The sequence below is a fragment of the Photobacterium sp. GB-50 genome (assembly GCF_003026755.1).
Classification (GTDB): Bacteria; Pseudomonadota; Gammaproteobacteria; order Enterobacterales; family Vibrionaceae; genus Photobacterium.
On the sequence record NZ_PYNX01000001.1, the window covers coordinates 73,462 to 88,314 of the forward strand.

A 14,853-nucleotide genomic window follows, 5' to 3' on the forward strand; every position below is an offset into this window, starting at 1 on the left:
TTGTGATGCTTTTTCAAGCTCAACTGCTGAAATTTCGGACTACATTTCATGTTTGAATTAAAAAAATTAATCGCAACACTCCTTATGCCCCTCCCAGCACTGCTGATCATTGGGGTTATTGGATTATTGTTTTTATGGTTTACGCGTAAGAAAAAACTCGCTTCGGGAATTATTGCATTCTCTTTTTTAGGTATTTTTGCCGTCTCTTTTCAGCCTGTTTCTACGAGTTTATTGCGACCATTAGAGCAACAATATCCCGCTTTTGTCGGTTCATCTAAACCTATCGATTTTGTTATGGTGCTTGGTAGTGGTCATGTGATCGATAAAACGTTTCCTATCACCTCAGAACTTTCACGTACTGCGTTAATGCGTTTAGTTGAAGGTATTCGTATTGCGCGAATGTATCCGGGATCTAAAATAATCCTCTCCGGTTACGGTGGTGGAACCAATATCAGTCAAGCTCGTATGATGGCTAAAGTCGCCCTAGCATTGGGAGTGAGTAAATCGGATATTCTGTTGTTGGAAACAGCGAAAGATACCTGGGAAGAAGCGCATCAAGCTGCTTCTGTTGTTGGTGATAAAAGCTTAGTACTTGTTACTTCAGCCAGCCATATGCCGCGAGCCTTGTATGAATTTCATCAAGCTGGACTGTATCCAATTCCAGCACCGACTAACTTTTTAGCGACGAACAAAATTAAACAACCTTGGATACGCTACGCGCCAAGCTCGCAGTTTTTAAACCAAACTGAACGTTATTGGCATGAAAAACTAGGGAGTTTATGGCAACAATTGCGTACATTTCTTGCTAACCATAAAGAACAAAGCACGGATGGAAACAATCATGATAGTGCGGATGCGTTAACAGTTGCTGGCTAAAACCATATAAAATGCCCTTATCGCCCAGTAAATCATTACTGGGCTTTTTTTTGCCTACATCACTTACTTTTCTTTACTTTTCTGAGTAGTCCTCAACGTATTATCACAAACACATATAACTAAAAGCTATATATATAAAACAATCAAGCTAAAAAACGTCATAAAAAATGTATCTGAAAAAAGCGTTAGCCACTATGATTCCCCTCCAATGAGAAACAATAATTGCTTAACATTTTAATTTCTAAATTTTACAAGCATCAGTTTATTTAACTGCAAATAATTGCTTTCTCGTTTTTATTATATTGATAATTTAAAGGTTAGCAGTATGTACCAAATTATAAATTTAGCCGTCTTTACGGTACTGATCGCCTTGTTGATTAAGCAGCAACGTACCGATAGCACCCTGTCAAAACGCGTTTTTACCGGATTAATTCTCGGTGTCTTATTTGGCGCTGCTCTACAGTGGTTATATCACCCACAAACTCCTGTCGTTAGTGACACCCTTGAGTACATTAATATTGTTGGGGCTGGGTATATCAGCCTGTTAAAAATGATTGTTATGCCACTCATTATGGTTTCTATCATTGGCGCAATTATTAAGGTTAAGGATTCAAGTGCGCTGGGTAAAATATCATTTCTCACCATAGGTATTTTATTAGCAACAACAGCAATCTCTGCTTTAATCGGCATAATGATCACTAACCTATTTGGTTTGACAGCTGATGGTATTGTTGAAGGTGCGCGTGAAATTGCCCGTGGCGAAGCATTACAAACACGCTTGGGCAGTATTGCGAATGTGTCGTTTGCCGACATGATAATTTCATTTTTCCCTTCTAATCCTTTTGCTGATTTAGCGGGTACGCGTCCTACTTCTACGATTGCCGTTGTGATTTTCTCTGCATTTGTTGGCATGGCGGGATTAACGGTAATTAAAACAAACCCAGAGTTAGGCGCTAGCTTTGAAAAGTTTGTTAATGTTGCCCAAGAAATTGTTCGTACACTCGTACGTATGGTGCTGAGCTTAACACCTTATGGTGTGATGGCATTAATGACGAAAGTGGTTGCTGGCTCTAACTACGACGATATTCTAGGTTTATTGAATTTTGTTATCGCATCGTATGTTGGCCTTGGGTCAATTCTGGTATTACATTTAGTACTCGTTAGCTTTGTTGGGGTCAATCCTCTGCGCTTTTTCAAGAAAATTTTACCCGTACTAACGTTTGCTTTTACCTCGCGTTCAAGTGCAGGCACAATTCCGTTAAACATTGATACTCAAGTAAAATCGCTTGGCAATGGCGATGCGGTTGCTAACTTCTCTGCTTCCTTTGGCGCTACGATGGGACAAAATGGCTGTGCGGGGTTATATCCAGCAATGCTTGCCGTAATGATTGCGCCGACAGTGGGCATTAATCCATTAGATCCCAGCTTTATGATTTCCCTTATTGCCATTGTAACCGTCAGCTCTTTTGGGATTGCAGGTATTGGAGGTGGTGCGACATTTGCCGCTCTTATCGTTCTTTCAACATTAGGTATGCCCGTTGCACTTGCAGGCTTGTTAATTTCGATTGAGCCTTTAATTGATATGGGAAGAACTGCAGTAAATGTTAGTGGCTCAATGACGGCAGGAACTATTACTTCTCGTATTTTAGGCTTAAATAAAGCGACTGAGATAGATAAAGAGAAACAACCAAACGTTATTGACACACACGCTTAAACATAATTTAGCTATGATTACTCTTGTATTAACAAATAAAAATCTCACTTTTTTTTAGTTTTTCACTTTTCAATCAAAGATTACTTTTTTAGTAAAAAACATAAAAATTACATTTCATTAACACTATTTATTATTTAATTTTAATAAATAGTGTTTTTTTCATTCTTATTCGATAAATACTTTATTTTTCATTATTACCATCACTATAAATTGCTTATTAAGCAATCAAGACCTTCCTCTTTTTAACAAATCCTCTTATGGTAATTAATGTGACATAGATCACGTTAGATAATAATTTTTAGACTAGTCTTATTAAGCATAAACTCCAACACATTATGAGTAACTTATTATGAGCATTAAAATTACAGCACGCGGTTTTGAACTTCCAGACTACCTAGAACAACATATTAAAGAAGCATTCTTTAAGTTTGATAAATTCAAAATTACTTTCCAAAGCAAAGATGTATTTATGAAACTTGAGGAAGGCCGTAAGTTTACTGTTGAAATCGCAACTAAGTCTAACCTAGGTAAAATCGACGCTACTGGTGAAGCTAATGAGCTAATCGATGCATTCAACGAAGCCTTTGACCGTCTAGAGCGTCAAGTCATTAAGCACAAAGAAAAACCACAAGCTCACCTCAGTGAAAAAGCACAAAAAGAGAAAGAAAACTTAATTAAAGAAGAAGACGAAACGTTAGCTAAGTTATAAATCATCTTGCCACTAAAAGCGGTCACTGTTTTACATCATTTATTTCGGTGATCGCTTTTCAATATAGGTAATAGAAATATCTGTATTCCTCATTTCTTACTCCGCCATATACCTCTCTTCGATATTTTTCGTGTTAAAATAGTAAAACACACCAAATAAAAGATCTCTAAATGAAAATTCTAGTTCGTAACCTTTCTCGTAGCACCACTGAAATCCAAATTCGTAAAATTTTTGAAGAGTTTGGCAAAGTAGGAAACTGTAACCTTGTTTTAGATACAATTACAGGTAAGTCAAAAGGCTTTGCTTTTTTAGAAATGGACGATGAGCAACAAGCAGTCCGTGCGATGAAAGCTTTAAATGAAACGATGGTAGACAAAAGTCGTATCCGTGTAAAAACAGCACAGTAAAAAGTCTATCTAACAGGGCAATACATTGCCCTGTTAATCAGCTTTACGCGGACTATTTTTATTATCCTTTACTCTGTAGCTACTATCTTTATAAGTGATATTAATAGCAAAATTGCTTAAAATTAAACCTATAAATATAAAGTTATACATTGCATGTAATATCACCAAGGCTTTCGCATCATGTCCGATTGGTGCCATGTGCCCATACCCTATTGTTGTCGCCGTAATAAAACTAAAATATATCGCATCAAAATTTGAGACTAGATTGCTCACTCCACCTGTCGCTTTATATAAAACAGCAAACCCCAAGCAGACTTCGATATAATTAATAACTAACATTAAAAATGAACGTTTTTTAGATATTGGCGGGCTATAGATATCTGAAAGAAAAATGATACTTAATAAATAAAGCAACGTTTCTAATAGTAAATAAGATATAAATAAAATAGAGAATGGTGATGATTCAAGATTAAAATTAAAGATCAGTATCGGTGTTATTAATTTAAGAATAACATAAACTTCTGAACATATTTTCCTTGCTAATAATCCAAACTTACCAGAGATATGTCGAATATACAGCCCAGGAAAAATATAAGATGATAGAACAAGAAAAAGTTTGAATAATCTCTCGATGCCAAATGTATTTTCTTTTTCATCATTCCAGACTTGTTTTACATGATCATTTTGATTTTTTATCGCAGGTTTGACGTAGCGAAAATCAGTGCTCCATTGGCTTAAAAATAACTTCTTAATAAATGCCATGGATTATTTCCTCATTCGTTAAACCAAGTGACGTTATCACTGTAACACTTGTTACTTACGACTTTGTATTTAATAGATATAAAGCCTGATCTCTATTCCATAATCAAGACAAATAAAAAAGCCTAAACTCTGTTTAGGCTTTATCTGTTATTGCATTTTTAACCCACGAACTGACGAACTTTCTCCAGATCTTCTGGCGTATCTACACCCGCAGGTGGTGCATCAATTGCCACATCAACATGGATTTTTTCTCCGTGCCAAAGCACGCGCAATTGCTCTAGAGACTCTATTTGCTCAAGTGCACTTGGTGCCCAATTGATATAGGTTTTAATAAACCCTGCACGGTATGCATAAATACCAATATGACGAAGTAAATTATGATGCACAATTCGTGGCTGCTTGGCAAAATTATCACGATCCCAAGGTATGGCTGCACGGCTAAAATACAATGCATAACCATCTTTATCCGTAACAACTTTTACAGCATTTGGATTAAATACTTCATCATAGTGATCAATTTCTACCGCTAATGTCGCCATAGGTGCGTCTTTATGCGCAATATTATCAGCAACTTGGCGGATAATAGTGTCAGGAATAAGTGGCTCATCCCCTTGCACATTAACAACAATATGATCATCGGCTAATTGATATTTCTCAACTACTTCGGCTAAACGCTCGGTACCAGATTCGTGATCTGTGCGTGTTAAACACACCTCACCACCAAAACCTTTCACCACATCAACAATGCGTTGATCATCCGTTGCAACAATCACTTGATCGGCACCGGACTTTATCGCTTTCTCGTAAACCCACTGCACCATTGGCTTACCTGCAATATCTGCCAACGGTTTACCCGGTAAACGTGTAGATTGATAGCGCGCAGGAATAATAACGGTAAATGTCATTATTTAACCTCGTCAGAGCTTAACGTACGTGCTTCTGGCTCAAGTAAAACTGGAATGCCATCTTTAATAGGATAAGCTAAACGATCAAATTTACATACCAGCTCATTATTTTTTTTATCGTAACTCAACTTGCCTTTACATACAGGACAAGCAACGATTTCAAGCAGACGATGATCCATACGTTTCCTTTACCTCAATGATCTTATTAATAATGTCTGTTGCCTGAGGCTGAGCGATATCTGCATTAACGGGTAAATACCACCAGTTATCTTCAGCAAACGCATAGCACTTCACGGCATCTTTTTCAGTCATTACTAAATGCTGCCCTTGATGGGCTAACTCTAACAATGTTTGTTTTTCAAATGCTTGATGATCAGCAAAAGGCTGACATAAAACAGGGGTTACGCCTAATTGATTTAGGGTAGAAAAAAAACGAGGAGGATGACCAATACCCGCAATAGCTACGATATCTTTTAAGTCACCTATCAAGCAACGCTCACCTGTTTTCACATTAATTAAATCGGTTGGGACTAATGTCATTGATGCTTCATTTGCTTGCGCTGAACCACCATTACAAATCAGAAAATCAACGCTATCTAAACGCTCACAGGTTTCTCGTAATGGCCCCAGTGGCAATAAATGCTCGTTACCAAAACGACGTTGACCATCAATCACAACAATTTCAATATCACGATCCAATGCATAATGCTGAAGACCATCATCAGTGATGATCACATCTACATTGTGATCTAATAGCATCTTCACCGCTTCACTGCGTTTAGGTGCAACAGCAACGGGGGCGTTCGTTCTTCGTTGAATAAGTACGGGTTCATCACCTGCAATATCAGTGCTAGTTGTCGCTTCAACATAATAGGGATAATGCGGCGCTTTACCACCATAACCACGAGAAACCACACCCGGTTTTAAACCTTGCGCTTGTAGTTGTTCCACCAGCCACACGACAACAGGCGTTTTACCATTGCCACCCGCAGTAATATTGCCAACCACAACAACAGGTACAGGCGCGCTATACGCTTGTTTTTTACCAGCAGAATATTGTCGTATTTTATGTTGGCTAATCACCCCAAATAAAAAACTTAAGGGTTTAAATACAGGCCAAAGCAGAATGTAAAGTAACAGCATCCCCCCTTTAGGCGGATGCTGAAACCACATTTTTTCAATAAGGGATGCCATTAGTCACCAAACTGAATTCGATGAAGTTGTGCATATGCACCATCATGGCTAATTAGCTCTGCGTGAGTACCGCGTTCAACAATTTCACCATCATCTACTACTAGGATTTGATCGGCATTTTCAATCGTAGATAAACGGTGAGCAATTACCAGTACCGTTCTGTCTTTTTGAAGTTCATCTAAGGCACTTTGAATTGCGCGCTCAGATTCAGTATCAAGTGCTGATGTTGCTTCATCAAGAATTAACACAGGCGCATCACGTAACAGCGCACGAGCAATCGCAAGACGTTGACGTTGACCGCCCGATAAACTGACACCGTTTTCGCCGATAATAGTATCTAAGCCTTTATCCATGCCTTTGATAAAGTCCATCGCATAAGCCAGTTCAGCTGCACGTTCAATATCTGCACGACTGTATGCACCTTCACTTGCATAAGCAATATTATTTGCAATAGTGTCGTTAAATAAGTGTACGTTTTGAGAAACAACCGCCACTTGGTTACGAAGATTGGAAAGTTTGTAATCTCGAATTTCAACCGAATCAATGTTTATTTCACCTGACTCAATGTCATAGAAACGCGTCAATAAGTTTGCAATGGTACTCTTACCAGAACCCGAACGACCGACTAATGCTAATGTTTTACCTGCCGGTATGCTAAAGCTCACATTACGCAATGCTGGAGTGTCCTTTGTCGGATAAGTAAAGGTTACATTCTTAATCTCTACATCACCCTTCACACGTTTAACTTCAACTTTACCATTGTCTTTTTCGGTTTCTAAATCCATTAATTCAAACAGGGTGTGACAAGCAGCCATACCGCGTTGGAACTGAGAAGTAACACTTGTAAGCGCTTTTAATGGACGCATCAAGCCGAACATCGAACCAAATATAACGGCAAACGTACCTGGTGTTAGTTCCGCTCGTAAAGATGGCGTATTTGCCAAAATTAATACAACGACAAGAGCAAAAGACGCTATGACCTGTATTACGGGGTTTGAAATAGCCTGAGCAGAAACAAGCTTCATGGTCTGGCGACGCATTTGATTGCTCACTTTATCAAAGCGCTCTTTTTCTACTTGCTGACCACCGTAACTTAATACGACTTTGTGACCTTTTAGCATTTGCTCAGCAGATGACGTCACAGACCCCATCGCATCCTGCATATTTCGTGAAATTTTACGAAAACGCTTTGATACAATACGAATACTGATTGCAACAACAGGGGCAATCACAATCAAAATTGCGGATAGTTGCCAACTATTCCAGAACATCAATACCATTAGACCAATAATAGATGCCCCTTCACGTACAATGCTCACTAATGCACTACTGGTAGCTGACGCAACTTGCTCTGAATCGTAAGTAATACGAGATAACAATGCCCCTGAAGATTCTTTATCGAAAAATGAAACAGGCATTTTCATGAAGTGTTGGAATAACTGACGACGTAAGTTCATTACAACATTGCCTGATACCCAAGATAAGCAGTAAGTTGCTACGAAGCCACTTGCACCACGCATTATCATTAAGCCAATTAAATAGATTGGCATCATCGCTAGGAAATTAGAATCAATTTTGTCTAATCCACCAAAGCTTTCATCAAGCAGTGGCTTGATCATTGAAACCAATAAGGTATCACCAATCGCATTGATGATAAGAGCGATCACTGCAACAGCAAGGCCTGCTTTATAAATGCTAATGTAGGGCCATAAACGCTTGTACGTTTCGCTTGATGATTTTTCTGTTAATTGAGTCATGAAAACCAATTTATTACTAATACAGTTTTTATATTCTACCCTTAACTTCCTTCTCTACCAAATTTGTATCTCATCCTTTTGAAAAATTTATCTTTAGCGTAAAAAAAAGCAGCAATAAGTGTTCTTTACCCAAGCGATGAACATCCTAAATTGAAAAAAGGACACTTATAACCAACGAGGACGATACCACTGTGTGGCTGAGTGTTGTCGCTCAGTAATAACTTGGTAGTTTCGTCCGTTAATAGTCACGCTTATCTGCCCCGAATTTCCCGTTGATAACCACTCAATCCCTCGATCCTGATACCGTGCTTTGATACTTTTTGCTGGCAAATTCCATGCATTATAATAACTAGTAGAAACAACGGCTAATGAGGGCTTTATCGTGTCAATAAAGGTATGCGTTGATGACGTTTTGCTACCATGGTGAGGAACTAACAAAATATCAGCATCCAGTGTCGGTGCGCTCTTTAACATCATCAACTCAGCAATCGCATCAATATCACCCGTTAATAACACGGATGGGCCTTGAAGCTCACTATTTTGAACATGGATAACGCAAGAATGAGGATTTCGGGCATGATACACGCGCTGTAAAGGCCATTGGACTTTGAATGTCAAACCTTGCCAATGCCATGTTTGGCCTTTCTGGCATGGCAAATATCCCTTTTCAAAATTACTACTGTACTTATATTGCGGTGATAACTTCTCGATAATGATTGTTTTTCCACCCGCATGATCACTGTCATCGTGACTAATAATTAAATAATCTAATTGCTTTATACCTAGCTGTCTCAGAATTGGTAGAATAGTGGTTTCAGCAACGGCTCTATCCTCCCATCGATTGCCAGTATCATATAATACAGCCTTGTTATTTTTAATAATCAGTACCGCTAATCCATGTCCAACATCAAGTACCAACATTTTCCAATGCGACTTTACCGGCTCTTTAATAAACCAACACAATGTAATTACTATCACCGAGCTATATAGCCACTTAAATGACGATAAAGGCAATAACATCAATGCAACAAAAATGATGATAACTCCCCAAAGTAAAGGGGTTAGGTTCACTGATAATGGATACCACGCACCTTCCAACCATTGGTTCCCTTCAATGATAGGAATTAAAGACCAGTCAGCACATTGCCAAAACAATGAAGAAACGGGTGGAAACCATAACGTCAGCAGTGCTAATAATACTAAAGGAACCGTGATGATACTGACCAAAGGAACAGCAACTATATTAGCAATAGGAGCTGCTAGCGATACGCCACCGAACCATAACCATTGTATGGGTAACATTAGCACCAATAGCCAAAGCTGAATTTTTGCTAGTTTAAATAAAAACGCTTTGAAGCGATTGCTCGATATCGAGTCATCAAATACGCTTCTTCCTGTAAAATAGCGCTGGCTTAGGGTAACTAAAATTAAAACACCAACGGCATAAAATGATAGCCAGAAAGAAGCACTATAAATGGCGAATGGGTCAATAAATACACTTAATGCTAACGCAGCTAATAATAGTTGCCAATGGCGCCAATACACATCTGTTGTTTTCAAGATCCCGAGAAACACACACATAATTAATGCACGTATGGTCGGCGTAGTGAAGCCACTTAACCAGGCATAGGAAAATGCGATACATAACCCTGTTATCATCGGTAACCAAATAAAGTAACGCTTCTGCGGCAAGAAAAGCTTACATTTTAGGCCTATTTGCCACCCTAATAACATGGCAAGTGCGATGTGTAACCCTGAAATAGCTAACAAATGAGCCGTTCCACTGTCTCTTAAATGAAGCCAATCTACTTTCGTTAATCCACTTCGGTCACCAAACGCTAATGCTAATAGGTATGCTTTATTCGGCATATTTTCGACATAACCTAACGCCTTATCATAGAGTTGCTGTCGCCAAGTTATTCTTGATGGAAGTAATAATGGCAGCGATGATAATCGATGACGCACCACAGCATTACCATGTACATTTCGACTCACAGCATATCGTTCTGCATCAAAGCCAGCTTGATTTACACGTCCAACAATTCGACTCAACTTAACAGGTAAGTGCCAAATTTGACCTTGCTTTAATGTTGGCGCATCCGGCCAAATCAGAAATAACCTATGAGATGCATCCAAAACAGGATTATCAGGCGATGAATGAAAATAATTATCAACAACCTCTACTTCAATATTTGAAATTGGTATATTTTCATTTATTACAGCACTTATACGAACATTTATGGTAAGATTTGTGCGATTTAGCGGAATGTCTTCAACTTTTTTACGATATTGTTCGGCACATAACACCGCTAGAAAAGCACTTATTGAAAACCAGAAAAGAAAATGGTTTTTACAATAATAAAAAATAACAAGGCTGACTATTATTGCTGTCATATACCACCAGTACGGTGGTAGAAATGATAACCAATGCAGTGAATGAAAACCTATTGCGATACCTAATGATGTTTGTAACATGCTGTTATCGCCATTTTAATAAATACTAATTATGCCTAGACATCTTATAAAAAAGTTCTTACCAAGCCATGAAGTCATTAAGCGCCAAAAAGCACTTAAGATCTTTGGTAATGTACTTTATAACCCGAACTTATGGTGCTTAAACCGTCGTTCTGCGTCAGGTGCATTTGCCGTTGGCTTATTCATGGCTTTCGTACCACTTCCTAGTCAAATGATTATGGCAGCTGGGTTAGCTATTTTATTTGGTGTAAATCTGCCTCTTTCAGTAGCTCTCGTTTGGGTAAGTAACCCTGTGACTATGCCTGTTTTATTCTATGGTGCTTACAAGTTAGGCGCTTGGGTATTGAATAGTCCTAACATCGCGTTTCACTTTGAGCTTTCATGGGATTTTTTACTTAACCAAATGAGCCAAATTGGCCCCCCATTTTTACTTGGCTGCTTTATTTGCAGTGTAGTATCAGCGCTTATCGGCTATTTTGGCATCCGTAGCTTATGGCGTTATTCCGTTGTGAGAAGCTGGAATAAGCGTAAATTCCGAATTGGTAAAAACCACTAGCTTTAATACTTTTAAAATATAAATAAGCAAAAGCCTCTATGACGAGAGGCTTTCTTCTTTTATCTTTATTTTTTAGATCAAAAAAACACATTTAATTACCCGCCTGTTTCATTTTTCACAATTTTCATTGCCAGTTCAATTTTCGTTAATACTCACTATCCATTTTCATCATATGTTTTATTCAAAAACTTAAATTACTGTTTATCAATAGAGGTTTTACTAGCAAATCAAATAATTACGTCTAGTATTAGGAAAACATTTAAATTACACATTTTACTTTTAAGGTACTTATTATGGATAACCCTGTGAGCTCAATGCTTAGCAAAGGCTGGAAATGGTTTATTATTGTTGGAGTTATTGTCGCATTAGCCGGTGTTTTTGCAATTAGCTTACCTATTGCTGCGGGTATGACAATCACAACAATTGTAGGGACCATTTTCCTTGTGATTGGTCTAGTACAGGTCTATCACACCTTTAGTATTCATGATTGGAAAACTAAAATTTGGTACGTTATTAGTGCGCTATTCTATTTAATTGGCGGCTTATTTATTCTAAGCCAACCGTTTATTGGCTTAGTTACTATTACCGTATTAATGATAGCCACAATGATTTTCAACGGTGTTACGCGTATGCTATTTGGTTTTAATAGTCGTAAACACCTTGCAGGTTGGCGCTGGATTGTAATCAGTGGTTTGATTTCTACTGCTATTGGTATCTATTTCTTTACTCTGATGAATAATCCAGAATTCTCTATGTCATTACTGGGTATTTTTGTTGGTGTATCACTACTATTTGAAGGCTTCAGCTTTATTTTCATTGGTACTCAAATGAAAAAAGTGGTTCAAAATAAATAACATAAAAATGGAATCTAAATAAAAAGCCTCAATATTTTTGATATTGAGGCTTTTTTAATTCAGATACCATCGCGTATTTGCAATATTTGTACACAACTAAACGTTTGCTATTTAGTTGTAATTTCAGTACTAATAACGCTGCAGATTACTTTAACTAAGATATAGCAATGCCGTGTATTCAACGATTATACGTTTTCTCATTATTGCTTGGTTGCATTTTCTTTCATCACTGTGCATCTGCAACAGCAAGCGCTATTAATACAAATCAATACCTTAAACAAACGACACCAATAACGTCTGTTGACTCTACTTTTATATCTTCAACGCAGCGCTATCGCGTTTTACTCTCATTACCTAAACTGGTGAGCTCTCCGTTGTCTCATCAACGTGATCATTTGCTTGCTTTGTTACAACAAAAGAGTAGTGTTTCACTCTCTTACATACTGATAGCTATAGAAAATTTTTGTTTAAAACGGAAAAAACTTTTACCTCTAGCCAATTTTCAATTTCGTTTTACACATAGTCGGGAACAACTGTTTCACTAACGTCAACCGACTTTTATTTTCTACTTTTATTACAAGGACACATAGATGCTTGATTCATTTGTATCTATTTTTTCTGCGCTCTGGCATCAAGATTTTGTTGCATTACAAAACCCAGAAAGCATGGTGATGATTTATGTTTGTGTAACATTTGTCATTTGGTTAGAAAGTGCATTTTTACCTGCAGCTCCCCTACCTTGCGATAGCATTGTTATTCTTGCTGGAACATTAGGTGCAATGGGGATCATCGATTTTAAATTGATTGTCTTCTTACTAATCGTGGCATCAGCCATCGGTAGTTGGCTAGCTTACTTGCAAGGTCGCTGGCTAGATCACCTACCAAAAGTAAAAGGCTGGGTGAATATGGTGCCACCTCATCGAATGAAAACTGTGGATAATTTACTTATTCGTCATGGTATTGTTGCTTTGTTTACCGCACGATTTATTCCTGTTGTCCGCCCTTTATTACCTTTAATGATGGGATTTAGGATTAAAAGTCAGGCTCACTTTTTCCGTTTTGCTTGGTTAAGTGCTACAGCTTGGGTATTACTATTAACAGGGTTAGGTTATTTATTAACGCTTCTTCCAGAAAAAATCGCCAAAGTCGCAACAATGGTATTGATGGTTGCACCATTTGTTACTCTCGCTATTGCTATTGTTAGCTTATCAAGCAATTGGTTACTAAAACGCTTTAAGAAAAACAAAGCCATGTTGTAACAAGCAATATATAACAAAAGTCTGCTGACACACTGCACAATAAAAGTGAGTGGATAAGCAGACTTTTTGGTTCTAAGCATACCCTATCAGCTTTTGGAACTTGATTGACTTTGTATCTTAAATAACACGCTTATGCTAATAAATAACAGGGGCTTATTGTGATGGTTTAAACCACTATTTCGCTATTATGGCACCTATTTTAGATACAAAAAAACCCGCTTTAGCGGGTTTTTTATTACATCGTAATACTGTTTATACTTAGAAGTAGAAACGAGTACCGAATACGATATTAGTTAGGCTGTTCTTAGCTTGCTCGCTTGAGTAAGAATCACTAGAGAAGATCTTATCAGTTGCGATGCTGTAGTTAACTTCAGAAGTGATAGCAACGTTAGGATTAATAAAGTATTTAACACCAGCAGAGAACTTAGCATTTGCGCCCCAGTTGCTGTCAGAACCTTGGTTGCTTAGAGATAGACCACCAACTTCAGCAGCAGCACCTACGTAAGGAACCCAGTTAGTAGAGTTCACGAAGTTGTACTCGGTGAATACACCTAGCTGACCACTAAGCTCATCATTAGCGTCTTGAGCACGAACAGTCGCAGTACCACCTACTTCCCAGTTATCTTTAACGAAAGTACCGTAAGTACCGTTAATATCTGCATGCCAGCCACTACCTAGTTTTGCGTTACCTTGTACACCGATCTCTTGAGTACCAGCAGGTAGTTGAACGGCTGCTTGTGCTGCAACAGGAGCTAATACAGATAGTGCCACTAGAAGGCTTAGTGCATTCTTTTTCATTATTTTTCCTAAATGTTTTTATTTTTAAACAAGTTGTCCACTTTAGTGCAATCCCTTTACTTAGTTAGGTTACTTAAATAGAGAAGTAACAATCCGTCTACGACACTTGTATCCATAAATCAGTGGCGACAAAATTAGCACGCAGTTTCATCCCTGTTAAATGAAACAACTTAATTAATTTTAAAATGAACACCATTCACAATTTATAAGAAAAAAGTTTAATTATTCAGTTGAACTCACCCACAAGAGCACAAAAAAACAACCAATCAGGTAAATAAAAAAGCATTGTTAAAAATAAAATAAAAATAAAATTCACAATATTGTGAATATTATTTATTTATCGACCAAATAATGACCACTAAAACTAACGTAAGAATCGTCTACCTTTTATTTATTGTTCTTTATTTTTATCACGTAGAGACTTCATCTATTTTTATTAATTAATGACCTTGAATTTAATCGCATAATGACAGCAACTTTTCTCTATTTATAAGAGAACAAGATCGCTTAAACACATATCAATAATGACAGTCCTTCCGGGTATTATGATTCAACAATCGCAGGTATACGTAATTGAAAATCAAAAC

General features: G+C 37.6%; 14 protein-coding genes. 7 read left to right on the forward strand and 7 right to left on the reverse strand.

All coding sequences use genetic code 11. The annotated features are described in order from the left end of the window. The first annotated feature begins 48 nt into the window (after positions 1–48). From elyC to C9J41_RS00355, 4 genes are all read left to right on the forward strand, one after another. Complete coding sequence (gene elyC, locus C9J41_RS00340) at positions 49–876, forward strand: envelope biogenesis factor ElyC (RefSeq protein ID WP_107290405.1); 828 nt, start codon at positions 49–51, stop codon at positions 874–876. A gap of 325 nt (positions 877–1,201) precedes the next feature. Continuing rightward, positions 1,202–2,590: an L-cystine transporter gene (locus C9J41_RS00345; RefSeq protein WP_107294082.1), complete on the forward strand. Its 1,389-nt coding sequence runs from the start codon at positions 1,202–1,204 to the stop codon at positions 2,588–2,590. Positions 2,591–2,939: 349 nt separating this feature from the next. Then, the gene (gene hpf / locus C9J41_RS00350) at positions 2,940–3,299 is read left to right on the forward strand and encodes a ribosome hibernation-promoting factor, HPF/YfiA family (protein WP_107205758.1); all 360 of its coding nucleotides are present in this window, start codon (positions 2,940–2,942) and stop codon (positions 3,297–3,299) included. A gap of 170 nt (positions 3,300–3,469) precedes the next feature. Next, positions 3,470–3,706 (forward strand): RNA-binding protein, encoded by a 237-nt coding sequence (locus tag C9J41_RS00355; RefSeq protein ID WP_107205757.1) that lies wholly within the window; start codon positions 3,470–3,472, stop codon positions 3,704–3,706. A 33-nt stretch (positions 3,707–3,739) separates the two neighbouring features. Here C9J41_RS00355 and C9J41_RS00360 read toward each other — a convergent pair whose 3' ends face one another. From C9J41_RS00360 to C9J41_RS00385, 6 genes are all read right to left on the reverse strand, one after another. Then, entirely contained in the window at positions 3,740–4,468 is a 729-nt protein-coding gene (locus C9J41_RS00360) for a potassium channel family protein (protein ID WP_107205756.1), read from the reverse strand. 158 nt (positions 4,469–4,626) lie between these two features. Further along, positions 4,627–5,373, reverse strand: a complete 747-nt coding sequence (gene kdsB / locus C9J41_RS00365; RefSeq protein WP_107261675.1) for a 3-deoxy-manno-octulosonate cytidylyltransferase — start codon at positions 5,371–5,373, stop codon at positions 4,627–4,629. Further along, on the reverse strand, positions 5,373–5,552 hold the full coding sequence (locus C9J41_RS00370; RefSeq protein ID WP_006645988.1) for a Trm112 family protein: 180 nt from the start codon (positions 5,550–5,552) through the stop codon (positions 5,373–5,375). The genes kdsB and C9J41_RS00370 overlap by 1 nt, the downstream gene beginning before the upstream one ends. Then, positions 5,533–6,567: a tetraacyldisaccharide 4'-kinase gene (gene lpxK / locus C9J41_RS00375; RefSeq protein WP_107294083.1), complete on the reverse strand. Its 1,035-nt coding sequence runs from the start codon at positions 6,565–6,567 to the stop codon at positions 5,533–5,535. The genes C9J41_RS00370 and lpxK overlap by 20 nt, the downstream gene beginning before the upstream one ends. Beyond that, positions 6,567–8,324, reverse strand: coding sequence for a lipid A ABC transporter ATP-binding protein/permease MsbA (gene msbA, locus C9J41_RS00380; RefSeq protein ID WP_107205753.1), 1,758 nt, complete (start codon positions 8,322–8,324; stop codon positions 6,567–6,569). The genes lpxK and msbA overlap by 1 nt, the downstream gene beginning before the upstream one ends. A 165-nt stretch (positions 8,325–8,489) precedes the next feature. Further along, the gene (locus C9J41_RS00385) at positions 8,490–10,799 is read right to left on the reverse strand and encodes a DNA internalization-related competence protein ComEC/Rec2 (RefSeq protein WP_107294084.1); all 2,310 of its coding nucleotides are present in this window, start codon (positions 10,797–10,799) and stop codon (positions 8,490–8,492) included. Between the two features lie 31 nt (positions 10,800–10,830). Between C9J41_RS00385 and C9J41_RS00390 the strand changes: the two genes are divergently transcribed. From C9J41_RS00390 to C9J41_RS00400, 3 genes are all read left to right on the forward strand, one after another. Continuing rightward, positions 10,831–11,355 (forward strand): DUF2062 domain-containing protein, encoded by a 525-nt coding sequence (locus C9J41_RS00390; RefSeq protein WP_107261681.1) that lies wholly within the window; start codon positions 10,831–10,833, stop codon positions 11,353–11,355. Positions 11,356–11,648: 293 nt separating this feature from the next. Then, positions 11,649–12,209: an HdeD family acid-resistance protein gene (locus C9J41_RS00395; RefSeq protein WP_107205750.1), complete on the forward strand. Its 561-nt coding sequence runs from the start codon at positions 11,649–11,651 to the stop codon at positions 12,207–12,209. Between the two features lie 590 nt (positions 12,210–12,799). Beyond that, entirely contained in the window at positions 12,800–13,468 is a 669-nt protein-coding gene (locus C9J41_RS00400) for a DedA family protein (protein ID WP_107205749.1), read from the forward strand. Between the two features lie 258 nt (positions 13,469–13,726). Here C9J41_RS00400 and C9J41_RS00405 read toward each other — a convergent pair whose 3' ends face one another. Beyond that, on the reverse strand, positions 13,727–14,266 hold the full coding sequence (locus C9J41_RS00405; RefSeq protein ID WP_107245440.1) for an outer membrane beta-barrel protein: 540 nt from the start codon (positions 14,264–14,266) through the stop codon (positions 13,727–13,729). Positions 14,267–14,853: the final 587 nt, after the last annotated feature.